This window comes from Paenibacillus sp. FSL H3-0321, assembly GCF_038002865.1.
In the GTDB taxonomy this organism is placed as follows: Bacteria; Bacillota; Bacilli; order Paenibacillales; family Paenibacillaceae; genus Paenibacillus_AQ.
Map to the genome: position 1 here is coordinate 3117929 of NZ_JBBODH010000001.1, position 23230 is coordinate 3141158.

General features: G+C 47.8%; 17 protein-coding genes, 16 tRNA genes, 1 rRNA gene and 2 pseudogenes. 8 read left to right on the forward strand and 28 right to left on the reverse strand.

The window, feature by feature from the left end:
* Positions 1–80: 80 nt before the first annotated feature.
* The 3 genes from MHI45_RS13615 to MHI45_RS13625 all read right to left on the reverse strand — a co-directional run bounded on the left by MHI45_RS13615 (position 81) and on the right by MHI45_RS13625 (position 3770).
* A complete protein-coding gene (locus MHI45_RS13615; protein ID WP_038596468.1) occupies positions 81–974 on the reverse strand; it encodes a carbohydrate ABC transporter permease in 894 nt (297 codons plus the stop codon).
* 24 nt (positions 975–998) lie between these two features.
* Complete coding sequence (locus MHI45_RS13620) at positions 999–1937, reverse strand: ABC transporter permease (protein WP_231578519.1); 939 nt, start codon at positions 1935–1937, stop codon at positions 999–1001.
* Positions 1938–2336: 399 nt separating this feature from the next.
* Positions 2337–3770 carry an MATE family efflux transporter gene (locus MHI45_RS13625; protein ID WP_445322209.1) on the reverse strand — a complete coding sequence of 478 codons (1434 nt, stop codon included), beginning with the start codon at positions 3768–3770 and terminating at the stop codon, positions 2337–2339.
* A gap of 128 nt (positions 3771–3898) precedes the next feature.
* On the opposite strand from MHI45_RS13625, the gene MHI45_RS13630 reads away from it, so the two are divergent.
* Positions 3899–4780, forward strand: a complete 882-nt coding sequence (locus MHI45_RS13630) for an AraC family transcriptional regulator (protein WP_340896525.1) — start codon at positions 3899–3901, stop codon at positions 4778–4780.
* A gap of 196 nt (positions 4781–4976) precedes the next feature.
* Here the strand turns inward: MHI45_RS13630 and MHI45_RS13635 are convergent, their stop codons facing one another.
* A complete protein-coding gene (locus MHI45_RS13635; protein WP_038596472.1) occupies positions 4977–5357 on the reverse strand; it encodes a MerR family transcriptional regulator in 381 nt (126 codons plus the stop codon).
* 154 nt (positions 5358–5511) lie between these two features.
* Between MHI45_RS13635 and MHI45_RS13640 the strand changes: the two genes are divergently transcribed.
* Positions 5512–6432 carry an aldo/keto reductase gene (locus tag MHI45_RS13640; RefSeq protein WP_340896524.1) on the forward strand — a complete coding sequence of 307 codons (921 nt, stop codon included), beginning with the start codon at positions 5512–5514 and terminating at the stop codon, positions 6430–6432.
* An 872-nt stretch (positions 6433–7304) separates the two neighbouring features.
* On the opposite strand, the gene MHI45_RS13645 is transcribed toward MHI45_RS13640, so the two are convergent.
* The 7 genes from MHI45_RS13645 to MHI45_RS13675 all read right to left on the reverse strand — a co-directional run bounded on the left by MHI45_RS13645 (position 7305) and on the right by MHI45_RS13675 (position 13580).
* Positions 7305–8141 carry a hypothetical protein gene (locus MHI45_RS13645; RefSeq protein WP_340896522.1) on the reverse strand — a complete coding sequence of 279 codons (837 nt, stop codon included), beginning with the start codon at positions 8139–8141 and terminating at the stop codon, positions 7305–7307.
* Positions 8131–8670, reverse strand: a complete 540-nt coding sequence (locus MHI45_RS13650) for an RNA polymerase sigma factor (RefSeq protein ID WP_340896521.1) — start codon at positions 8668–8670, stop codon at positions 8131–8133. The genes MHI45_RS13645 and MHI45_RS13650 overlap by 11 nt, the downstream gene beginning before the upstream one ends.
* A gap of 286 nt (positions 8671–8956) precedes the next feature.
* Positions 8957–9196, reverse strand: coding sequence for a NifU family protein (locus tag MHI45_RS13655; protein WP_038596482.1), 240 nt, complete (start codon positions 9194–9196; stop codon positions 8957–8959).
* Between the two features lie 320 nt (positions 9197–9516).
* Positions 9517–10914: a Fe-S cluster assembly protein SufB gene (sufB, locus tag MHI45_RS13660; RefSeq protein WP_038596505.1), complete on the reverse strand. Its 1398-nt coding sequence runs from the start codon at positions 10912–10914 to the stop codon at positions 9517–9519.
* A gap of 53 nt (positions 10915–10967) precedes the next feature.
* A complete protein-coding gene (gene sufD / locus MHI45_RS13665) occupies positions 10968–12251 on the reverse strand; it encodes a Fe-S cluster assembly protein SufD (protein ID WP_340899721.1) in 1284 nt (427 codons plus the stop codon).
* A gap of 47 nt (positions 12252–12298) precedes the next feature.
* Positions 12299–13078, reverse strand: a complete 780-nt coding sequence (sufC, locus tag MHI45_RS13670) for a Fe-S cluster assembly ATPase SufC (protein WP_076112547.1) — start codon at positions 13076–13078, stop codon at positions 12299–12301.
* Positions 13059–13580 (reverse strand): MarR family transcriptional regulator, encoded by a 522-nt coding sequence (locus MHI45_RS13675; RefSeq protein WP_076112546.1) that lies wholly within the window; start codon positions 13578–13580, stop codon positions 13059–13061. The genes sufC and MHI45_RS13675 overlap by 20 nt, the downstream gene beginning before the upstream one ends.
* Before the next feature lie 699 nt (positions 13581–14279).
* On the opposite strand from MHI45_RS13675, the pseudogene MHI45_RS13680 reads away from it, so the two are divergent.
* The 6 genes and pseudogenes from MHI45_RS13680 to MHI45_RS35175 all read left to right on the forward strand — a co-directional run.
* Positions 14280–14384: pseudogene (locus tag MHI45_RS13680) on the forward strand (sigma-70 family RNA polymerase sigma factor); the annotation flags it as partial.
* An 82-nt stretch (positions 14385–14466) separates the two neighbouring features.
* Positions 14467–14637, forward strand: coding sequence for a helix-turn-helix domain-containing protein (locus MHI45_RS13685; protein WP_340896518.1), 171 nt, complete (start codon positions 14467–14469; stop codon positions 14635–14637).
* 53 nt (positions 14638–14690) lie between these two features.
* Complete coding sequence (locus MHI45_RS13690; protein ID WP_340896517.1) at positions 14691–15362, forward strand: FadR/GntR family transcriptional regulator; 672 nt, start codon at positions 14691–14693, stop codon at positions 15360–15362.
* 60 nt (positions 15363–15422) lie between these two features.
* A pseudogene (locus MHI45_RS13695) lies at positions 15423–16001 on the forward strand (ATP-binding cassette domain-containing protein); the annotation flags it as partial.
* A gap of 40 nt (positions 16002–16041) precedes the next feature.
* The gene (locus MHI45_RS13700; protein WP_076112540.1) at positions 16042–17283 is read left to right on the forward strand and encodes a CynX/NimT family MFS transporter; all 1242 of its coding nucleotides are present in this window, start codon (positions 16042–16044) and stop codon (positions 17281–17283) included.
* Positions 17284–18110: 827 nt separating this feature from the next.
* Positions 18111–18290 carry a helix-turn-helix domain-containing protein gene (locus MHI45_RS35175; protein WP_445322169.1) on the forward strand — a complete coding sequence of 60 codons (180 nt, stop codon included), beginning with the start codon at positions 18111–18113 and terminating at the stop codon, positions 18288–18290.
* A gap of 251 nt (positions 18291–18541) precedes the next feature.
* Here the strand turns inward: MHI45_RS35175 and MHI45_RS13705 are convergent.
* The 17 genes from MHI45_RS13705 to MHI45_RS13785 all read right to left on the reverse strand — a co-directional run bounded on the left by MHI45_RS13705 (position 18542) and on the right by MHI45_RS13785 (position 23072).
* Positions 18542–18623: transfer RNA gene (locus tag MHI45_RS13705), tRNA-Leu, on the reverse strand.
* A gap of 35 nt (positions 18624–18658) precedes the next feature.
* Positions 18659–18732 (reverse strand) — tRNA-Cys (locus MHI45_RS13710).
* A 7-nt stretch (positions 18733–18739) separates the two neighbouring features.
* Positions 18740–18814 (reverse strand) — tRNA-Gly (locus MHI45_RS13715).
* 4 nt (positions 18815–18818) lie between these two features.
* Positions 18819–18893, reverse strand: a tRNA-Gln gene (locus MHI45_RS13720).
* A gap of 19 nt (positions 18894–18912) precedes the next feature.
* Positions 18913–18988 (reverse strand) — tRNA-His (locus MHI45_RS13725).
* A gap of 46 nt (positions 18989–19034) precedes the next feature.
* Positions 19035–19110 (reverse strand) — tRNA-His (locus MHI45_RS13730).
* 24 nt (positions 19111–19134) lie between these two features.
* Positions 19135–19208, reverse strand: a tRNA-Trp gene (locus tag MHI45_RS13735).
* Positions 19209–19213: 5 nt separating this feature from the next.
* Positions 19214–19299 (reverse strand) — tRNA-Tyr (locus MHI45_RS13740).
* 5 nt (positions 19300–19304) lie between these two features.
* Positions 19305–19380: transfer RNA gene (locus MHI45_RS13745), tRNA-Thr, on the reverse strand.
* 18 nt (positions 19381–19398) lie between these two features.
* Positions 19399–19474, reverse strand: a tRNA-Phe gene (locus tag MHI45_RS13750).
* Positions 19475–19497: 23 nt separating this feature from the next.
* Positions 19498–19575: transfer RNA gene (locus tag MHI45_RS13755), tRNA-Asp, on the reverse strand.
* A 4-nt stretch (positions 19576–19579) separates the two neighbouring features.
* Positions 19580–19656: transfer RNA gene (locus MHI45_RS13760), tRNA-Met, on the reverse strand.
* 32 nt (positions 19657–19688) lie between these two features.
* Positions 19689–19764, reverse strand: a tRNA-Val gene (locus MHI45_RS13765).
* A gap of 55 nt (positions 19765–19819) precedes the next feature.
* A tRNA-Glu gene (locus MHI45_RS13770) sits at positions 19820–19894 on the reverse strand.
* Positions 19895–19911: 17 nt separating this feature from the next.
* A tRNA-Ser gene (locus MHI45_RS13775) sits at positions 19912–20004 on the reverse strand.
* A 3-nt stretch (positions 20005–20007) separates the two neighbouring features.
* Positions 20008–20083: transfer RNA gene (locus MHI45_RS13780), tRNA-Asn, on the reverse strand.
* Between the two features lie 62 nt (positions 20084–20145).
* Positions 20146–23072 (reverse strand): 23S ribosomal RNA (locus MHI45_RS13785).
* Positions 23073–23230 lie beyond the last annotated feature (158 nt).

Consider the following 23230-nt stretch of genomic DNA (forward strand, 5'->3'; position numbering starts at 1 on the left):
TGTCAGCACATCTATCAGAATATGACGCTATGTTAGCCGGATAACAGGCACACCGTAATGGCGTGCTCCACCATACGGTTCTAACCTTTTACAGCCCCGATCGTCAAGCCTTTTACAAAATAACGCTGGATGAACGGATACAGAAACAGAATAGGTCCGGTAACGACAATCGCCATCGCCATCTTGGTCGACTCGGTGGGCAGGTCGGCTCCCAGGCTGACACCCGTACCGGCGCCCATGTTGGCAATGAATGCCGCTGAGTTGATTACATTGTACAGATGGAACTGCAGCTGATACTTATGCGGATCATTAATGAACAGCGAAGACGAGAACCAGTCATTCCAATAAGCCAAGGCAAGAAACAGGCCTACCGTGGCGATGCCGGGCATCGACAGCTGGAGCACGATCCGCCAGTAGATTTTGAAATCACCGGCCCCATCAATTTTGGCGGATTCGAACAGCTCCTCAGGAACGGCCGAACGGATAAAATTCTTCATCAGAATAATCAGGAACGGGGTCATCAGCCCCGGAAAAATCAGCGCACCATACGAATCAGTCAGATGCAGATATTTGGTCATCATGATGTACCAAGGCACCAGCCCCCCGCCGAACAGGGTTGTGAAATAGATGTAGAAGGAAAACGTATTGCGGTATTTGAAGTCTTTACGTGCCAGCACATACCCGGCCATCGTCATAAAAAACAGCCCCAGCACCGTACCCGTCACCGTCGTAAACAGCGTAACGCCATAAGCCCGCAGTACCTCATCCGGGAACGTGAACACCGTCTTGTAGCCTTCCAGCGAGAATTGCGCCGGTATAAAATGATACCCATCCTTAATGATAGAATCATTGGCAGTCAAGGAAGCCGAAATAATCAGCAGGAATGGAATCAGGCAGGCCAGTGAACCTAATATGATTACGGTGTAAGCCAGCCCCTGCAGCATTCTTGTATAATGGTCGTCTTTGATATGCATGCTCTTTTCCTCCTATTGCACCTTTTAGAACAAAGCGTAGTCATCATTGATTCTGCGGATAATGTAGTTCACCGTCATGATCAGGATAAAGCCGAACAGGGATTGGTACAGCCCCGCAGAAGTCGCCATTCCGATATCAAAGGTAACCTTGAGTGACCGGAATACATACGTATCCAGAATGTCCGTGGTATTGTAGAGCACACCATTGTTGCCGATCAGCTGATAAAAGAGGTCAAACTGCCCTTTCATAATGCTGCCCAGCGAGAACAGCAGCAGCACAACAAAGGTCGATTTCAGCATGGGCACCGTGATATACCAGATCCGCTGGAAAATATGCGCTCCGTCAATTTTGGCCGCTTCATAGTACTCATCACTGATCCCCGTAATGGCCGCGAGGTAGATTACCATGCTATAGCCAAGGTTTTTCCAGAGATAGAACAAGATGATGAGAAAAATCCAGACGACCGGTTTATTGTAGACATCCACTGGACCGGCTCCGAACTGGGCAAGCAGGGTATTCAAGAAACCGTTATCATAATTGAACACATTGTAGACGATAACGCTCAGGATCACGAAGGAGACAAAATACGGCAGGAACATGATCGACTGGGTAAGCTTCTTGAACCATTTGACACGCAGCTCGCTGAGCAGAATGGCACAGACAATCGCCAGTACGTTGCCCAGCAGGATAAACGCCAGATTGTAACCGATCGTATTGAGCGTAAGCTTCACCAATGTCCCGGATTTCCAGAGAAACTCAAAGTTTTTGAGGCCTACGAACGGTGCATCGAACAGTCCGGAATTGAAATCAAATTGGGTAAATGCATAATAGACTCCGACCATCGGAAAATACGAATTCACCAGAAAAAACAGCAGTGTCGGAAGCAGCATCAGAAAAAGAACCCGGTTATGGATTAGCTCATGCAGAAATCCTTTTTTCTTCTTTTTCATGCCGGCCCCCATCTGTGATGACAGCTGACCCGTTCCCTTTAAGGGAAGCTCAATGGCTAGCGGCATTCCATTCTTGCGTTTGCGCTGTCTCAAAGCCTTCACTCTCCTATACCTATATATAAGTTGCAGCGGCGCCCGATTTCCCGCCTCCGCTTGGACACTCCAGCTGCGTTTAGCGGCTCCGTCCAATGTATGACCCAAGTATAGGAGCCCCCCCTTCCGGCGAACAGTGCAGCTTGAGGGTATTCCTGCATTATGTTGCTAACCGTGCAGTGTACATTTCAGACTTTTGTGCAGAATTGTGAGAATTCGGACCTTTCCGGCAGCTTCGTGAGCACACAAATAACCCCCGGCTCCTCTTCGGATTGAAGATAGAACCGGGGGAATCGCGTCTTCAGCAGCTTGAACCTTTTATCCCTCCATCTTAAAAAGAACCTTGCTCCGCTTCCCGCTGCGTACCGGCTGTCCCCCGGCGGCTTGCGCTTCAGCCTCACGCAGCACCTTCTGTCCCCGCCAGCGCCGCAGCACCAGCAGCCCTCTTGCCGCTTCATCGGCAATCATGCAGCAATAAATGCCCACCAGCCCCCATCCGGCGCTGATCCCAAACAGGTAAGAGCCGCCAACTCCGATCAGCGACATGGAGATGATGGAGACTACCATGGTATAACGGGTGTCTCCTATGGCATTGAGGCAGTTGCCCATGGCCATATTGAGCATTTTGCAGGGCTGCAGAATCAGATTCAAGGCAAGCAGTGATACGCCAATCGAGATAATCTCCTGGTCAGCAGTGAAGAAGCCCAGCAGCGTTCTGCCGAACAGAAACAGCAGCAGCACATTGGCACTTACAATGGCAAGCCCGATATAAAGCGTGCGGTACGCCCCCCGGTATGCCTCCTTCATCTGCCGGGCGCCAAAGAGGTGGGCAATCTGAATTTGCCCCGCCATGGCTATGGCATATCCCAGCGTGAAGCAGAAGGATTCCAGCGTATTCAGATAGGTACGGGCCGCCAGCTCCTTGGCCCCGAGCAAGGCCAGAAATGAATAGATCGCCAGCTGTGACAACACCCATGAAGAGGAGTTCAGGCCCAGCGGCCAGCTGATTCTAACAATCTCCCCGAACAATTTCTTGCTAAAGGTGCGGAAATCCCGCAGCCTGATTGTGCGTTCAAAAGCACCGCTGAACATATACAGCAGCACCACGACACCAAGCAGTCTGCTGACTACGTTGGATACGGCAATTCCGCCGAGCCCCATCTCGGGCAGCCCGAACATTCCGAAGATCAGGATATAATTCAGAATAATGTGGATCACATTGACGGCCACTCCCGTATACATCGGCCCGCGTGTATTGCCGGTATTGCGGATCGCCGAGCCGAGCGAAGCGGTCATTCCGACGAGAAACAGTCCTCCACCGACATAAGTAAGATAGACATGTGCGAGTGGAATCAGACCGCCGGAGATATGAAGTGCACGCGCAATCGGGTCCGAGAACAGGAACAGGAGGATGCTGACCGCAAACCCCAGCACACTGCTGGCCGTAACTCCCATGATCGCTATCTTGCGCGCATCCTCATGGCGTCCCGAGCCGATACGCTGGGCAATCAGAATGCCCGCCCCGCCCGCAAAGGTTGTGAAGAGTGTGGTCAGTGCACCAAACAGCTGGTTTGAAATCCCAACTACTGCAACCGCATCATCGGAGATCCGGCTGACCATGATCGTATCCACCGTGCCAAGCAGCGTCTGTAGAAAAATCTCTATAAAAATCGGCCAGGCCAGCATCCACAGCCCAACTCTTCCACTTCCAGATTTCACTAATTCAACTCTCCCCTCACCGGTTGCACTCATAACTTTCAGCTGCAACAAGCTTATAGATCACCTTGCTAGAAGTAAATTATAGGTGATATACTCTGGGAAATGTAGCAAATTCCAAACCTAAACTTTCATTTTTCAAACCTACATCAAGGGGGTCCTTAATGAGCCTGCTTCAATTTACCGGTCCACCCGTACCTCATTACATCATCAGCGGTCTTGCCTATTTCCTGCCGGGATATATCCATATGAACCGCCAGCATATTCAGGTGTTTGATCTGCTGTTCGTCAGGGAGGGCTGCCTTTATCTCGGCGAGGAGGACCGCAGATACGAGGTCCGGGCAGGAGAAGCGCTGATTCTCCGCCCGGACTGCCATCACTTTGGAACCGAAGGCTGCCGGGAGGACACCTCCTACTATTGGCTCCACTTCCAGACCTCCGGCACCTGGAGTCCGGTTACCGTTCCTTCGGCCTCGTTAAAGGCAGAGGACACGGTTGATGAGTGCTCTCATTCCGCCCTGTTTGATGTCCGCACCTTCAACTTGTCGTTATCGCAGTACATGACACTGCTCCAGCCCGCCAGGATGGAAGAGCTGCTGGCCCAGCTGGAGCAGCTGAAGGTCAATGCCCACCTGGATTCAGTCCGCTTCAAGCAGCAGATTCTGTTCCAGGAGGTTCTGCAGCAGCTCTCCGCCTCCATGCACCGGGAGCAGACCGTCTCGTTGACCACCGCTTGCGCCGAGCAAGCCGCCTCTTATCTGCGTGCCCATTACCGCGAGGAGATCACGACGGGCATGCTGGGAGACAGCCTGAATTTTCATCCGGTCTATATTGCCCGCTGTATGAACAGGGAGTACGGCTGCTCTCCAATGGAATACCTGCTCCGCTACCGCATTGAACAGAGCAAGCTGCTGCTGATGCAGACCAGCTTCCCCATCGCGCGGATTGCTGAAGAAGTCGGCTTCAACCAGGCTCCCTATTTCAGCTCCAGCTTCATGAAGCTGGAAGGGATCTCTCCGCGGCAATACCGCCAGCGCTTCTCCTGATGAAACGCACTGCTGCGGATGGGCGGGTATCCATGTGGATAGCCGCAGCAAGCAAACAAGCCACTATCCGTAGCTAACGGATAGTGGCTATGGATCTCTATAGGTTGAACTTTAGATGCCGATCCCCCACCCGAATGAGTACATCTCCTCATCCCTTAATACGCAGTCATCGCTGACGCTGACTACCTTTGTAAGATTACTTGCAATCCGCCTTAGCCTCCTCCTCAAGCGAGGCAAAATAAGCAATTTTATGATCTACCTTTTGCGCAAAGGTCTGGAAAAACTTAATCTTCTCATCAATATGCAGCTTATGAGCCTGCAGCAATTTCCGCTGCTCGGATAGTGAGCTATGTCCTTCCTTGGAGAGCGAGATAAACTGTTTGATATCGGCGATCGGCATCCCGGTATCCTTCAGGCAGCAAATTAACGAAATCAGCTCCAGATCCTCATCATGAAAACAACGGTTTCCGTTCTCATCCCTGGCAACCACGGGCAGTACGCCCTCTCTTTCGTAATAACGTAACGTATATTGGCTCAGACCGCTTTTTTGTGATATGGTTTTGATGCTGTATCCCATGATAACAGCTCCCTTCTGCCGTTTGGCAATGGCTCCATCTCTAAAGTAACACCATTCGCGTTCTATTAAAAGCGCTTTAAAAATCTATTGACTTACAGTTAACTCTAAGGTCTACACTTTACTAGGAACCTTACATTTGAGGAGTGAGCAAACAATGGTAAAAAAAATTAAAGCGGGCAACAGCCAGCTTGAGGTCGCTCAGATTTCTTTAGGCTGCATGCGCATTGCCGATCTGTCTCCACAAGAAGCGGACGTGCATATTCACAGTGCCCTGGAGGCTGGAATAGACTTTTTTGACCATGCGGATATTTATGCCGCCGGTAAAGCTGAAGAAGTATTTGGCGACGTACTGGCCGCCAGCCCGGGCATGCGCGATCAGCTGATGCTCCAGACGAAATGCGGAATCCGCCAAGGCTTTTTCGACTTCTCCAAGGAGCATATTGTCCAGTCGGTGGAGAAGAGCCTGAAGCGCCTGAAGACCGATTATGTAGACGTGCTCCTGCTGCACCGCCCCGACACGCTGATGGAGCCTGAGGAAGTGGCTGAAGCCTTTGATCTCCTGGAGCAAAAAGGCATGGTTAAGCACTTCGGTGTCAGCAACCTCAACCCGCTGCAAATCGAGCTGCTCAAAAAAAATGTAAAACAACCCCTGCTCTTCAACCAGCTGCAGCTTAGCATTATGGTCTCAGGCATGATTGACGCCGGCTTCAACGTCAACATGACCAACTCCGGTTCAGTTGTACATGATGGAGGCATTCTGGAGTACAGCCGCCTGCATGATATGACCATCCAGCCTTGGTCGCCGTTCCAATACGGCTTCTTTGAAGGTGTATTCCTGGGCAATGAGAAGTTCCCTGAATTGAATGAAGTCATTGGCCGCCTGGCCGCTGAGAAAGAAGTTGCCGACACCGCCATCGCGATTGCCTGGCTGCTCAGACACCCGGCCAACATGCAGCCGATCGTGGGCACGACCAATACCCAGCGCCTGCTTGATATTGCCAAAGCGTCGGATATCACGCTGACCCGTCAGGAATGGTACGAGATTTATCGTGCAGCGGGCAACAAGCTTCCTTAACTTGTCCCATTTCTGGACCAGCGATAGCTTAAGAACACCTGTAAACAAAGAGTACTCCAGAAGCCGCTTAAGGCCACCGGAGTACTTTTTGGTATTAACAACCTTTCTGATATTATCATGCGGATCAACAGCGTACATAATCTAATTGACCTTTTTCATGCACTGGGATATTTTATTTCTAAAGGATAAGTAGAACGGAGCTTGCAGATGGGGTTACACTATAAGGGGTTTCTGATATCGCTTCTGATTTTGTTGCCAAATATTCTTTTATTACGCTTTGCACCACGATCTATTCCCAAATTAACCTCTACCTCTATTCTCTTTACGGTATTCGAACGGATTGGCCAAATCACTTGTTTTGTTCTGCCTATCCTCTATGGGCGAAAGATTGCAGAGCAACCTATAGACTATATAACACTACTAATAGGGATCTGCCTCATAATTTACTACCTGTGCTGGATTCGCTTTTTTGGGGGCGGCCGAGAGTTTTCATTATTGTTTAAACCCTTAGGTCCTATACCAATACCAATGGCCCTCTTCCCAATGCTGTATTTTATCCTTCTGGCATATTGGCTGCACTCTTATCTCTTTGTTGTCCCTGCCCTTATATTCTCCATCGGCCACTTTGTAAATAGCTGGAGTGTATATACGCAGATCAGGAGATAGTATTACACTATATAGATTGAAGTTAAGGTTTTAGAGTTCAGGATCAGTCGCAACTACGGCGAATATTTGGACTTCCGGCCGCTGTTGTCGTAAGAATTTCTTGGTTTTAACCACAATTAGCGGTAGAAATCCGAAGACTTTTTAAGTTCAATCTATATATTCGAAATTCTGATTTTAAAAGCCGCTTTAAATGACACAATAGCTTGCTATTCCGCCAGTGACAAATAACGGTGGGCCAAATCAATCAGCAATTGCTCCTCCATCCCGTGGAATTCGAAAATTGTCACTGTCTTATTTTTTTCTTCATGATAAAGATGGATCTCTTTCCACCCCGAATTGTGCGCTCTGATCAAGGCAACATCCTCTCCAAACCCTTCTACAAACTTCCAGCTGGCCGGATAAGAATAAGACATGCGATCCGACTTCTTGCGCGGCACGGGCTTGTTAAACAACGGAGATTTCCTCTCCTGAACGATATTATAATCTGTATCCTGCACCACAACGATGTGTTGCTGGCTGTCATTTTCGAAAATTTCCACAAAGGTTGGTGCGAGCGGCGTCACAACCTCGTCCTTGCCAGAGTTGTCTGCATAAGAATAGTGATTTTTTACAAACCCTGCACTTTTCGTCTTGTGCCAGCCTTCAAGCTGATCAAGCGACCTCAGCGGATAATACGCAAGCTTCTGTACCTCGGCAGCCGTTAATTTGTCTTTCTCCTTAAAGATCTGGTTATAGATATCCACCGGCGATTCCCAATTTGTCTCCTCTCCTATCACGTCTGAAACGATATCGTCTTGCGGGGTTCGAACCGTGAAATCCTGACTTCCCCAATCCAGATAGTTCTTCACATAGGAGTAACCAACAGCAGGCACAATGCCCAGGAATAGCACCACAGCCATCGCAACTATCGCCATCCTCCGCTTACCGATTGTCCGCTTGCCCCTTGATTCATGCCAAATTTGTGCCGCACTCAACGAGGTGTTTTTATTTTCCACCGAATCCTTCAGCGCATGTGAAATCCGGGTCTGCACATTATCTTTCATATAGTTTGCCTCCTTGAAAAAGTGCATTATCGCTATCCTGTTTCATCACAATCCTGAGTTTGCTTAACGCGTAATTCAACCTTGATTTGCATGTCCCCAGCGGAATACCCAAAACTTGCGCCGCCTCCTCCAAGGATAAATCCTGATAATAATGCAGTACGATAACCTCACGGCATTTTAATGACAGCTTGGCGACATGCTGCCACACCTCTTGGCTGCTATCCGGTACAAATCCTTGTCCCCCTGCTGTATCAACCGCCTCCGGCATATGCTGGCCAAACAGCTTGAGCCATGTTTGCTTGCGCAGCATATTGCGCGTAATGTTCACCGTGATCCGGTTTATCCAGGGACGAAAGGGCCGCCCTTCATCATACAAATCGTATTTTTTCATCACTTTAATAAAGGTCTCCTGAGTAATATCATCAGCCAGCGCCTCAGAGCGGGTTAACAATAAAGCTGTGCGGTATACATAAGCGGAATGCTCATTGAATAGCTCGGTTAATTTCTCTTCTGTTATTTGTGTTTTCATCTCACCCCTCCTCCGAAATATGGCTTGTTGAAATACTGTCATTGTATATACACAGCGAGGCAGCTGTTTAGTTCGATTTTGCACTTAATAAATACACAAAAAAGCCCATTGATATTATATCAATGGACTTCTAAAGGTTGTAGTTGGTACCGGCGAGAGGACTCGAACCTCCACGGTTTACCACTCGATTTTGAGTCGCACATGCTATTGCGACATGAGCAGAAGTTCCTAAAATCATTCGTACTTTTTGATTCCTGTTACCTTCTATGTTTCAGTTAAAAGGAATTTAGAATACTTGTACAACTTCTTTAATATCATCGATTTCCTCAAGAATTGCGCGCTCAATAGCAGCCTTTAACGTAATCGTAGCACTTGGGCAACCGTTGCAAGCTCCCAAAAATCTTAATCTGGCTATACCGTTCTCAACCTCGACCAGTTCAGCATCTCCACCGTCACGCAGTAAGAAAGGACGTAGTTTGAGAAGCACTTCCGATACTTCATCGAATAAAATTCCATTCTCCTCCATTATGCCAGCTCCTCTCATTGTTTTACTAACAGTCAATTCATGCCTTTTTTCACCCTAGATGTCTGAGTGATCCTTTGCTTTTTGCCTAAGAATGGCCTCTTGATCCGAAAGTTCCCTTATAAGCGTATAAATAGAGTCTAAAGGTATCATCACACCACAACTTGCGCTCAATCCTGACAGCATATTGAAGTAGAACTGAAGTTTCCGTATCTCTCGGGTAATTTGAGCTAGTTCTGAATTGTCCGAATTATTTTTCTTCATTACTAACACCTCGTACTTCTTTAAAGAGTGATAAAGGTTTGATCTATTAAATTATTGAATCAACCGATGCTTCCTTCCATTTCAAATTGAATCAGCCGATTCATTTCAACGGCATATTCCATCGGCAATTCTTTGGTAAACGGCTCAATAAAGCCCATTACAATCATTTGTGTGGCATCTTGTTCTGTAAGCCCGCGGCTCATTAAGTAAAACAATTGTTCCTCGGACACTTTGGATACTGTTGCCTCGTGCTCCAAAGTAATCTGATCGTTTTTAATTTCATTGTACGGAATCGTATCTGATGTTGACAGGTTGTCCAAAATCAACGTATCACACTTAATATTGGACTTGGATCCTGCGGAATCGCGGCTGAAGCTTGACAATCCCCGGTAGTTTACTTTGCCACCCTGCTTGCTGATGGATTTGGATATAATCGTAGATGTTGTCTCGGGAGCAAGGTGAATTACTTTCGCGCCGGCATCTTGATGCTGACCTTTACCGGCTACGGCAATAGACAGGATGGACCCCTTGGCTCCCCTTCCTTTCAATATTACAGCCGGATACTTCATGGTTACCTTGGAGCCGATGTTTCCGTCCACCCATTCCATTGTGGCATTTTCCTCTGCCACAGCCCTTTGGGTTACCAAGTTATAGATATTAGGAGCCCAATTCTGGATTGTCGTGTATCGGACACGGGAATCTTTCCGGCAAATAATTTCAATAACTCCGCTATGCAGAGAACTGGTACTATAAATAGGTGCTGTACATCCTTCAACATAATGGACAAAGCTACCCTCTTCAGCAATAATTAATGTCCGCTCGAATTGGCCCATATTTTCAGAATTAATACGAAAATACCCTTGTATAGGAACCTCACATTGAACGCCCCTCGGAATGTATACAAAGCTGCCGCCTGACCAAACCGCACTGTTAAGCGCCGCAAATTTATTGTCGGCGGGAGGGATGATCGTTCCAAAATGTTGCTTGAACACTTCAGGATATTGCTTTAAAGCAGTATCCGTATCAAGGAAAACAACGCCCTGATCCTCCAGTTCCTTCCGCATACTGTGATAGACTACTTCCGACTCGTATTGAGCGGATACGCCTGCCAGAAACTTTTGCTCCGCTTCAGGAATCCCTAGCTTGTCAAAGGTTGCTTTAATCTCGGAGGGAACCTCCTCCCAGGTCTTTCCCTGTTTTTCGGAAGGGCGAACGTAATATTGGATGTTATCAAGATTTAGTCCGGACAAATCCGCTCCCCACCCAGGCATCGGCATTTTGTAGAATTGCTTCAAAGCTTTCAGCCGAAAATCGAGCATCCACTCCGGCTCTTCCTTGATTCGGGAAATTTCTCGGACAATCTCTTCAGTCAGACCTTTTCCAGATTGAAAAATAGACTGGTGCTCATCGCGAAACCCATATTTATATTCACCCATATCCGGCGCTTTTTTAGCCATTAGTATCGCTCCTTTTAACCTTCATAAGACTCACTTTGATTGGCTCTGATTCCCTATGATCTGCCAAGTTTTTTCTCCACTACATCCTGCAGGCGGCTACGCACTCCCTCCAGCGGGATCTCCGAAATGACAGGAGCGAGGAATCCGAGAATAACAAGATATTCGGCTTCACTCCGTGAGATCCCGCGCGACATCAGATAATAGATTTGTTCCGCATTTACTTGCCCCACGGATGCAGCATGACCGGCGGTTACATCATCCTCATCTATCAGCAGGATCGGATTGGCATCACCGCGCGCATTTGGACTTAACATCAGTACACGTTCTGTTTGCTGACCATCACAATTGGTTGCACCTTTTTCAATTTTTGTAATCCCGTTGATAATGGCCGTAGCTTCTTCACGCATTACTGCGCGTGTGATCATTTGGCTCACCGAGCTTCTGCCAAAATGCTGGGCTTGCGTAGTATAACTCAATTTCTGGTCCCCAGAGCCTATCGCAATCACCTTAGCGTCAGAGATGGACCCGTTGCCCTGGAGTAATGTCTTGGTATCACTGGCGGTATAGCCATTATTCATCTCGCCGACAATCCATTCTACACCGCCATCCGCAAGCACAATCGCACGCCGCTGGGTGAAGTCCGTTGTTGCTGCAGCAAGCTGATGAACAGAAGCGACCTGCACCTTGGAGCCTGGCCCTGCAAACACCTCTACCACACCATTATGCAAAACCTCGATATCATCTCTTCTCGATATACAATGATCCACATAGCTGATCTTGCTGTTGTTACCAGTCACAATCAAGATGTGAGGAGCAAAACGCGCCCCGCTCGTATCGCTATAAAAGATCGCTTGAATGGGAACTTCAACCTCTATACCGTCTGGGACATATAGAAAAACGCCACCACTCCATAAGGCACTGTGCACAGCAGACAATCTGTGCTCTTCCGGCTTCACTGCCTGAAAGAGATAACGTTGAACCAACTCCTCATGCTCTTTTGCCGCAGTATGCAGGTCCGTTAAAATTACTCCCTGGGCGGCTAAGCTCTCGGACAATTTCGTATACACTACATCCGAATTGAACTGAACGATGAGTCCGCCTTCCACCGGAGAGGCAACCAAACCTCGAACAACCTCCGGCGCATCTTCCAAACCTGACCACGCATTCTCAGCTTTGTAATCACCACTTTCGTAGATATCCCATTTTTCAAGCTTGATTTTCTCCACTTTAGGCAGCTCCAGCGTCCCTGCCAGCTCGAGTGCCCGAATCCGGCGTTCAAGCAACCAACGAGGTTCATCCTTAGCACTTGACCAAGCGCATAAAGCGTTCGCATTCATTGAATTTTTTGCTTGTATACCCACTTGCTTTTCCTCCTCTTCAGCTTTCAAACTTCCTCGCCGACCGTCTCATCCGTAATCCCAAGCTCTTCTTTTACCCAATCGTACCCTTCTGCCTCTAAACGGTGGGCAAGCTCCGGGCCGCCAGATTTGACAATCCGACCTTGCATCATGACATGCACAAAATCCGGGGTAATATAGTTCAGCAGGCGCTGATAATGGGTAATGATGATAAATCCTCTGTCTGGACTGCGCAGCTCATTTACACCATTGGCTACAATACGCAGTGCATCAATATCAAGCCCGGAATCTACTTCGTCCAAAATCACAAACTTGGGTTCAAGCAGCATCATTTGCAAAATCTCATTCCGCTTTTTTTCACCGCCGGAGAATCCCTCATTCAAATAACGATGCGCAAATTCCGGGTTCATCTCCAGCCCCTTCATTTTGCTCTCCATTTCACGGATAAAACGGATTAAGGATATCTCATCGCCTTCTTCACGCCGTGCATTGATGGCACTTCTGAGAAAGTCCGAGTTGGTCACGCCGGCAATTTCACTTGGGTATTGCATAGCGAGGAACAAGCCTGCCTGGGCACGCTCATCCACCTCCATCTCCAAAAGGTCTTCATTGTCCAATGTCACCTTGCCGCCGGTAACCTCATATTTGGGATGGCCCATTAAAGCTGAAGCCAACGTACTTTTCCCCGTCCCATTAGGCCCCATAATCGCATGAATCTCTCCGCCATGAATCTCCAGTGTGAGCCCTTTTAAAATTTCTTTCCCTTCAATCTTGGATCTTAATTCCTCAATCTTTAATGTCGTCATTTATCGTAAACTTCCCTTCGGAGTATTCTTCGGCACGCGCCACCAAATCACTCATGAATTTTCCAATAGTCTGCAGCTCAGCCTCTGAATAGGATTCAATGAATTGGTAAAACCTTTCTTCTTTTTCTTTGTGCAGCTCTTTATGCAAACGATAAACGTGTCTTCCCTTATCCGTTAAACTAAAGTAAATCTCCTTACGATTGTTGTTCAGTTGACTTCTCATAATGAAGCCCATTTCCAGCAGCTTTGCACTAATTTTAGTAATGCCAGCTTTGGACAACCCCATCTTCTCCACAATCCCGGTATGATTTATCGGTTCATAATCACCAATGCAATCAATAACGTGTACACTAGTAATATTGTTGGAGAGCATGTCAATCTGGTACTTTCTGGCCTGTTGCCGAAACGAGTTAAATTCTTGTTCAGTATACAGCTCATTCAGATGCAGCATTCTAATATATTGCTCGTAAAGATGACCTTTAAAATGATTTTGAAACTCCAATTTCGCAATCTCCCCTCTCTTGTAGTAGTTGCAGACCAAGTTCAGTATCAGCAATAAATTGTTTTTCTTTTTGTTTACTTGTGAACAAAATTATATTAACATAATTGATATTGATAATCAATATCAATTATGTTCAGTGTGAAGCAATCCTGGAGGCGCTTTTCATTGGTTCGTTGTCATTGTCATCGGCCTCATGCTGCGTTCCGACCAGTTGGGTCTCATCTCCATTATCCTGGATTTATCCGTTTCGCTCCGGTGTAACGAACCTTTGGTTCATTTCTTTCGCTCCTCCGCCTGGTCGCTAGACGCCCTTCGCACCGTCTGGCTTTTGGTCGTGCGAGCTCACGCGCCTCTGTTGTACCCTAACGGCAAGGTGGTCTTTCCCATTTAGGTACAGAGAGGAGATGGAAACTTATTACATCGGGAGTTGACGTTAATGATTTACTTGAAAGAACATTCAGCAGTTATGTTAAAGCATGTCTCCGGCACGCTCAAAAAGATTATTTTGAGAAACTGATGCGTGATTCGGCTTATGTTGTTCCTTTGGATACTGTCACTTTCGAGATCGATATCAACTTTTTAGTTCGTCACCACAACATACCGGAGCCTCATAACGTTCCTGTTCTTTCTCTAATTTCTGAAATATCGTATCTAACGTCAAAAGAACAAAGACTTTTGTAACTTAAGTATTACGAAGATAAAACAGACAAGGAAATTGCTCAACTTTTAGGAACCAGCAGACAAGCTGTTTCCAAAATGAAATCAAAAGTTCTGGTGAAGCTTAAAAGCATCATGGAGAAGTAAAGGCTCGTTTGCTTGTCGCAGTTCTCCCGCTTTATCATACAACGCTGATATTTTGCAATTGGATGATAAAAGGAGGATAAACATGAATAGTACTTCTACTCTGCTCCATTTAGCGCAGAATGGTGACAAAGAGGCAGAAGCCACGTTGATCACTCGTTATGAGCCAGTTATTTCTACCTTTCAATTGGATTCCTTGAAAAAGCTTGATGATAATCATTATCAATTTCATCTTTCCAAGTCAAAGTCAATCTGATATAATAACACCAAAATACCAAACATCCTACGTTTCGCAAAGGAGTGATGCTGTTGTTAACTCAAACTCAACGTTTAACCTTGGTGGAACAGGTGGCCTACCAGATCCAGGGGAAGATCGAAAATAGCGAATGGCAAGTAGGGATGCGTATTCCTCCAGAGCCCGAGCTAATGGAACAGCTTCAAGTCAGCCGTAATACCTTGAGGGAAGCTATTCGGGCTTTAACGTATGCGGGTCTGCTGAAGACCAGACAAGGGGATGGGACCTATGTCTGCTCCTCAAGTGTTTTGGGGTCAGTGATTAAAAAAGTGATTCAGCATACCGATAAGCTTGAGAGCCTGGAGGTCCGATATGCATTGGAAAGAGAGGCTGCTGCCCTGGCTACGCTCAGGAGAGGCGAAGAAGATTTGGAGGCGATTCGGACATGCTTGGACCAATGCAGACAAGCAGCCAGCCAGCAGGATCTCAAAGCTTATGCTCACTGGGATGTCGAGTTTCACAAAATGGTGATTGCTGCTTCACATAACCAATTGATGGCGAATTTGTACAATCATATTTCCGAGGCGCTGCAAAACATGGTTTTGGAAACAAAGGACTTCAAAAATGCGGCTTTTTATCTCGACTCTCATGACCTGCTTTATCAAGCCATTGCCAATCAGGATTGCCACCAAGCCGAGGAGGCTGTTCGTTTATACATTGAAAAGGCCCGTGCAACACTGTGCTAAATGAAGCATTCAAGTGCACGGACACGACTAGTCCCATGAAAAACAGGTTTGAAGTTTATCAACATACTGCCACGCTTTTATGAAGTTACACAAGGCAACATACGAATTGATGAAATGAACATCACCGATATTAGCCTTTCCTGCCTTGGAGCAATATCGGGATTGTCCAACAGGATGTCTATTTATTTTCCAGAAGCATCCGTAAGAATATCGCTTATGACGAAATCTGGGAAGCCGCTCACCGGGCTTAACTAGAGGCCTTTATCCATGCACAACCTGAAGGGATGGATACAGTGAACGGAGAACGTGGGGTAGATTGTCCGGGGGACAAAAACAGTGACTGGCTATTTACGGATGTTCCTCAAGAACTCGCCAATCCTGATCCTGGACGAGACCACCTCTGCACTGGATACCGAAACGGAAACTTCAATTCAGCATTCTCTTGCTGAGCTTTCAGCGAGAAGAACAACTTTGATGATTGCTCACCGTCTGGCAACCATAAAGAGAGCAGATGAAGAACAAGGAAAGCACGAAGCATTGCTTGCCGCTGTTGGACATTACAGTCTTTTTATCACCCACAGTTTGGTGATATACAATACAATACATTCCCTCTTAAGGGTACTTCCTCCACATGGATGAAATTGACGATTAATTAACTTAAAACGTAGGAGAATCCCTTATGAGTTCACCAGAACAATTGTTAAAAAAACAGGATGGAATATCCAGTACCGGCATTCGCAAGCAAGCGACACTCTGGTTCATGATCGTAGGAATTATTTTTATCGCAGCGAATTTGCGTGCTCCCCTCACATCGGTGGGACCATTAGTCAGTCTTATTCGAGAGAACGTGCATATTTCGAATACCTTAGCAGGCCTGATTACCACAGTTCCACTAATTGCATTTGCATTGTTATCACCTTTTGTACCAAAATTAGGACGTAAATATGGTGTAGAACGTATTATCCTGATTTCCCTTATTTTTTTGGTCATCGGTATTGCTGTTCGCTCGTTATCCGGAGCAGTAACCTTGTATGTTGGAACTGCAGTTCTGGGGTTTGCTATTACCATATGTAATGTATTACTACCTAGCCTGATTAAACGGGAATTTCCGCAGCAAATGGGTACTATGACAGGGGTTTATTCTGTTTCCATGAATCTATGCGGGGCGATTGCTTCCGGTATTAGTGTTCCCTTAGCTGTGGGGGCAGGCTTGAACTGGCAAGGTGCCTTGGGAGTATGGGGGATACTTAGCGTCATCTCCATTCTCTTTTGGGTACCACAACTCAAGGCTCCAGCGAAACCAGCCGCTGTTGCCAACAGCGCAGGTAACAACCATCAGGTCAATATATGGCGCTCTCCATTGGCTTGGCAGGTGACTCTTTTTATGGGAATACAATCGGCCATTTTTTATGTGCTGGTGGCATGGCTGCCTGAAATACTAAAAGATCAAGGCATCAGTTCAAGTCAATCCGGCTGGTTTCTCTCGGTTCTGATTATGGCTTCGCTCCCCTTTGCATTTATCGTTCCAGTTATGGCTGGTCGCATGTCTAACCAACGGTTGTTAGTGGTTATTACAACAATTCTACTTTTGATCGGAACACTTGGACTTCTCTATAGCAGTATCCATCTGGTTCTGTTTTGGGTTATTATTCTTGGAATTGGAGCGGGCTTTGCCTTTGGCTTGTCCATGATGTTTTTCGGCTTGCGTACCCAAAGTGCCCATCAGGCGGCTGAATTATCGGGCATGGCCCAATCCATCGGATATCTACTAGCAGCAATTGGCCCAGCGCTGATTGGATACTTGCATGATGCCAGTCATAGTTGGAGCGTTCCACTCCTGATATTGGTTGGCGCTTCCGCTCTACTCGGTATCGTTGGTCTAGGTGCGGCTAGAAATCAATTTGTTGGTTCTGCGAAGTAAGTCCATGATATACAGGACTTAAACACAAGATTCACATTCATTCTAACATGAAAGACAAGTATACAGGCACGCACTTTGGTGTGCTTGTGCTGCGCCAGCTTCGAGCCAAGTAAGAAGGCTTCGCCGCTGCCTTCGCATCACTTGCAGAAAGCGAGCTCAGACAAATTAGAGAGCGTTGCTAGCCAATATACGAATTTCCCAGCCCAATTTAAAGCCTATTCTGATGGAGGTTATCAGCATTTAATTGCTCGTTATGAGCCAGTTATTATTAAGTACGCAAAACGAAATGGAACCAGCGTGCAAACAGCAGATGACGATTGCCTAGATCATGGTAGTTCGTCGCTTAGATCTTAGTCACTACGCATAAAAAAGGGACTGGCTCTGTGTATCTTACTACACAGGGCCAGTTCTTGTTTTCACACACTCTATTTTAATCTATTTAGAGAAAATTTTCAGGAAACAGTTGCCCTTTTCTCTCCTAATCCCCATTTATATAACAGGAAGCAATCATCATATGAAAACCAGAAGCGACGAAGCGGAAGCGCTGTGACAGTCCCAAAACGGGGCTTGAGCGACCACTGCTCCGGCTAAAATCATCCTGTGGTCGGATGAATCGCCATAACCAGAGTAGGGGATTATGATACTTCTGCCCGGCCAACGTCACGGTATTGGGGGCAGCCCGCTCGGATGAGGGAGAGCTTCGTCATAACGTTGAAGCTATGTTATATGCCAGAACAATGTATTCCATTACTCTCGGACAAGACACATCTCCTTACGTCCATGTTTGAACAATATCCGACGTTGTTAATATTCCGTAACTATGCGAAATGCTTGGTGGCATTAGTTCCAAAAGTGCCTACAAAATTTTACAAGCGAATCGAATCCCTCACTTTAAAATCGGACGAGCATACAAGATACCCAAAATTCAAATTATTGCCTACCTCCGATCATTGATGTATTCGCAGCAATTAGATATGACAAATAACTTCAACACTTTAACGCATTGAATTAATGTTTTAATATGCTGTAATTTAGTATAAATGGTAGGGTTGTGGGCTGCTAACCGAAGGAGGATCGGGTATGATAGCAGGCCACCTGCAAGAGAAAAAAAGGTTATAAAACGGCTTCGAAATATGGCTTGTTGAATAACTATCATAGTATATACACAGCGAGGCAGCTGTTTAGTTCGATTTTGCACTTTATAAATACACAAAAAAGCCCATTGATATAATATCAATGGACTTCTAAAGGTTGTAGTTGGTACCGGCGAGAGGACTCGAACCTCCACGGTTTCCCACTCGATTTTGAGTCGAGCGCGTCTGCCATTCCGCCACGCCGGCGTATAGATGTAAAAAGAATCAGTTCTAAAAAATAATGGAGGCGCCACCCAGACTCGAACTGGGGATAAAGCTTTTGCAGAGCTTTGCCTTACCACTTGGCTATGGCGCCACAAAAATGGAGCGGACGACGGGAATCGAACCCGCGACCCTCGCCTTGGCAAGGCGATGCTCTACCGCTGAGCCACGTCCGCAAAATGGCTGGGGATATAGGATTTGAACCTATGCATGACGGAGTCAAAGTCCGTTGCCTTACCGCTTGGCTAATCCCCAATAACATTTTAGAAAAAAATGGGGCGACTGATGGGTCTCGAACCCACGAATGCCGGAACCACAATCCGGTGCGTTAACCCCTTCGCCACAGTCGCCATATTAAGCTGTTACTAACAATTTGCCAATCCTGTTTTAAAGAAATGGGGCGACCGATGGGTCTCGAACCCACGAATGCCGGAACCACAATCCGGTGCGTTAACCCCTTCGCCACGGTCGCCATATTAAGCTTTAAAATTTTCATTGGCAGGGGCAGCAGGAATTGAACCCACACCAACGGTTTTGGAGACCGTTGTTCTACCTTTAAACTATGCCCCTAAAGATGGTGGAGGCTGATGGATTCGAACCACCGAACACGTACGTGAGCAGATTTACAGTCTGATGCGTTTGGCCACTTCGCTAAGCCTCCACAGATGGTGCCGGCGAGAGGACTTGAACCCCCAACCTACTGATTACAAGTCAGTTGCTCTACCAATTGAGCTACACCGGCATATTCAGTTAAATAAAATGGTGGCGCGGGAGGGAATCGAACCCCCGACACAAGGATTTTCAGTCCTTTGCTCTACCGACTGAGCTACCGAGCCATATAAGTTTGTTAAGGTATTGATGGCGGAACCGACGGGATTCGAACCCGCGATCTCCTGCGTGACAGGCAGGCATGTTAGGCCAACTACACCACGGTTCCAAATTGGTTGCGGGGGCAGGATTTGAACCTGCGGCCTTCGGGTTATGAGCCCGACGAGCTACCGGGCTGCTCCACCCCGCGTCAGTAAGAAAAATATTCATTTAAAGTTAAAATGGTGGAGGCTGAGGGGATCGAACCCCCGACCCTCTGCTTGTAAGGCAGATGCTCTCCCAGCTGAGCTAAGCCTCCATAAACGGACAATTGTTATTGTATCAATTCCACTAGATGAAATCAAGTGAAGAAATGGTGACCCGTATGGGATTCGAACCCATGTTACCTCCGTGAAAGGGAGGTGTCTTAACCCCTTGACCAACGGGCCATACCTGTAAAAAATTGTGGCGGAGAGAGAGGGATTCGAACCCTCGAGACGCTTGTGGCGCCTACACGATTTCCAATCGTGCTCCTTCGGCCAAACTCGGACACCTCTCCATATGGCTCCCCGAACAGGACTCGAACCTGTGACAACTCGATTAACAGTCGAGTGCTCTACCAACTGAGCTATCAGGGAATATTACATATCAGGCTTGATCGCCTGAAAACTGAATCCGAAACGAATCTGCGTCTTACTTGTTGGATAAGCCCTCGACCGATTAGTATTGGTCAGCTCCATGCATTGCTGCACTTCCACCTCCAACCTATCTACCTCGTCGTCTTCAAGGGGTCTTACTAATTGGGAAATCTCATCTTGAGGGGGGCTTCACGCTTAGATGCTTTCAGCGCTTATCCCGTCCGTACGTAGCTACTCAGCCATGCTCCTGGCGGAACAACTGATGCACCAGCGGTACGTCCATCCCGGTCCTCTCGTACTAAGGACAGCTCCTCTCAAATTTCCTGCGCCCACGACAGATAGGGACCGAACTGTCTCACGACGTTCTGAACCCAGCTCGCGTACCGCTTTAATGGGCGAACAGCCCAACCCTTGGGACCTACTTCAGCCCCAGGATGCGATGAGCCGACATCGAGGTGCCAAACCTCCCCGTCGATGTGGACTCTTGGGGGAGATAAGCCTGTTATCCCCAGGGTAGCTTTTATCCGTTGAGCGATGGCCCTTCCATGCGGTACCACCGGATCACTAAGTCCGACTTTCGTCCCTGCTCGACTTGTTGGTCTCGCAGTCAAGCTCCCTTATGCCTTTGCACTCTTCGAATGATTTCCAACCATTCTGAGGGAACCTTTGAACGCCTCCGTTACTCTTTAGGAGGCGACCGCCCCAGTCAAACTGCCCGCCTGACACGGTCCCCGTACCCGTTTAGGGTACCAGGTTAGAACCTAGATACGATCAGGGTGGTATCCCAACGGCGCCTCCGCAGAAGCTTGCGCTCCTGCCTCTACGGCTCCCACCTATCCTGTACAGATCGTACCCAAATTCAATATCAAGCTGCAGTAAAGCTCCATGGGGTCTTTCCGTCTTGTCGCGGGTAACCTGCATCTTCACAGGTATTAAAATTTCACCGGATCTCTCGTTGAGACAGCGCCCAAGTCGTTACGCCATTCGTGCGGGTCAGAATTTACCTGACAAGGAATTTCGCTACCTTAGGACCGTTATAGTTACGGCCGCCGTTTACTGGGGCTTCGGTTCACAGCTTCGGATTGCTCCTAACCGCTCCCCTTAACCTTCCAGCACCGGGCAGGCGTCAGCCCGTATACTTCGCCTTGCGGCTTCGCACAGACCTGTGTTTTTGCTAAACAGTCGCTTGGGCCTTTTCACTGCGGCCCCCTCGGGCTATTCACCCTACCGAGGCACCCCTTCTCCCGAAGTTACGGGGTCATTTTGCCGAGTTCCTTAACGAGAGTTCTTCCGCGCGCCTTAGAATTCTCTTCTCGCCTACCTGTGTCGGTTTGCGGTACGGGCACCTTCTCCTGACTAGAGGCTTTTCTTGGCAGTGTGAGATCATGACCTTCGCTACTATAATTTTCGCTCCCCATCACAGCCCAGCCTTAATGGTGTGCGGATTTGCCTACACACCAGCCTCACTGCTTAGACGGACATCCATCAGTCCGCGTCACTACCCTCCTGCGTCACCCCATCGCTCATAGCGGATTACGGTGGTACAGTAATTTCAAACTGTTGTCCTTCGACTACGCCTTTCGGCCTCGCCTTAGGTCCCGACTTACCCTGAGCGGACGAGCCTTCCTCAGGAAACCTTGGGCTTTCGGCGGATCAGATTCTCACTGATCTTTTCGTTACTCATACCGGCATTCTCACTTGTATGCTGTCCAGCGCTCCTTACGGTACACCTTCAACCTGCATACAACGCTCCCCTACCCCAGATGCAAAGCATCTAGCCATAGCTTCGGTGGTGTGTTTAGCCCCGTTACATTTTCGGCGCAGAGTCACTCGACCAGTGAGCTATTACGCACTCTTTCAATGGTGGCTGCTTCTAAGCCAACATCCTGGTTGTCTGTGCAACTCCACATCCTTTCCCACTTAACACACACTTGGGGACCTTAGCTGATGGTCTGGGCTGTTTCCCTTTTGACAATGGATCTTAGCACTCACTGTCTGACTCCCGGCAAGAAGTTAATGGCATTCGGAGTTTGACTGAGCTTGGTAACCCTTGCGGGCCCCGCACCCAATCAGTGCTCTACCTCCACCACTCCATTCACCGAGGCTAGCCCTAAAGCTATTTCGGGGAGAACCAGCTATCTCCGAGTTCGATTGGAATTTCTCCGCTACCCCCACCTCATCCCCGCATTTTTCAACATACGTGGGTTCGGGCCTCCAGTGCGTGTTACCGCACCTTCACCCTGGACAGGGGTAGATCACACGGTTTCGGGTCTACGTCCACATACTAAATCGCCCTATTCAGACTCGCTTTCGCTGCGGCTCCGGCTTCTCACCTTAACCTTGCATGTTAAACGTAACTCGCCGGTTCATTCTACAAAAGGCACGCCATCACCCATGAATAGGGCTCTGACTTTTTGTAAGCACACGGTTTCAGGTTCTATTTCACTCCCCTTCCGGGGTGCTTTTCACCTTTCCCTCACGGTACTGTTTCACTATCGGTCGCCAGGTAGTATTTAGCCTTAGCAGATGGTCCTGCTGGATTCATACGGGGTTTCACGTGCCCCGCACTACTCGGGATCCGTCTCGGAGAGAACACAGTTTAGGCTACAGGGCTTTTACCTCTATCGCGGGCCTTTCCAGACCTCTTCGCCTACCATATTCCTTTGTAACTCCATGTGAGACGTCCCACAACCCCAAGGGGCAAGCCCCTTGGTTTAGGCTGTTCCGCGTTCGCTCGCCGCTACTGACGGAATCACTATTGTTTTCTCTTCCTCAGGGTACTTAGATGTTTCAGTTCCCCTGGTCTGCCTCTATCTCCCCTATGTATTCAGAGAGAAGTAACTGCGAATTACCACAGCTGGGTTTCCCCATTCGGACACCCCCGGATCAAAGCTTGCTTACAGCTCCCCGAGGCAGTTTCGTTGTTCGCCACGTCCTTCGTCGGCTCCTGGCGCCTAGGCATCCTCCGTGTGCTCTTATTAGCTTAACCAATGCGTTTTTCCAGAAGGAAAACCGCTAGCATCACTATTAATTAAAACTTGTTCACACAAGTTTCAGCTAAAAGATGTTCTAAAACGCAAATTCGTTTCGGTATCCAGTTTTCAAGGATCAAGGTACTACTTGAGAGCTTAAACTCTCAAAACTGAC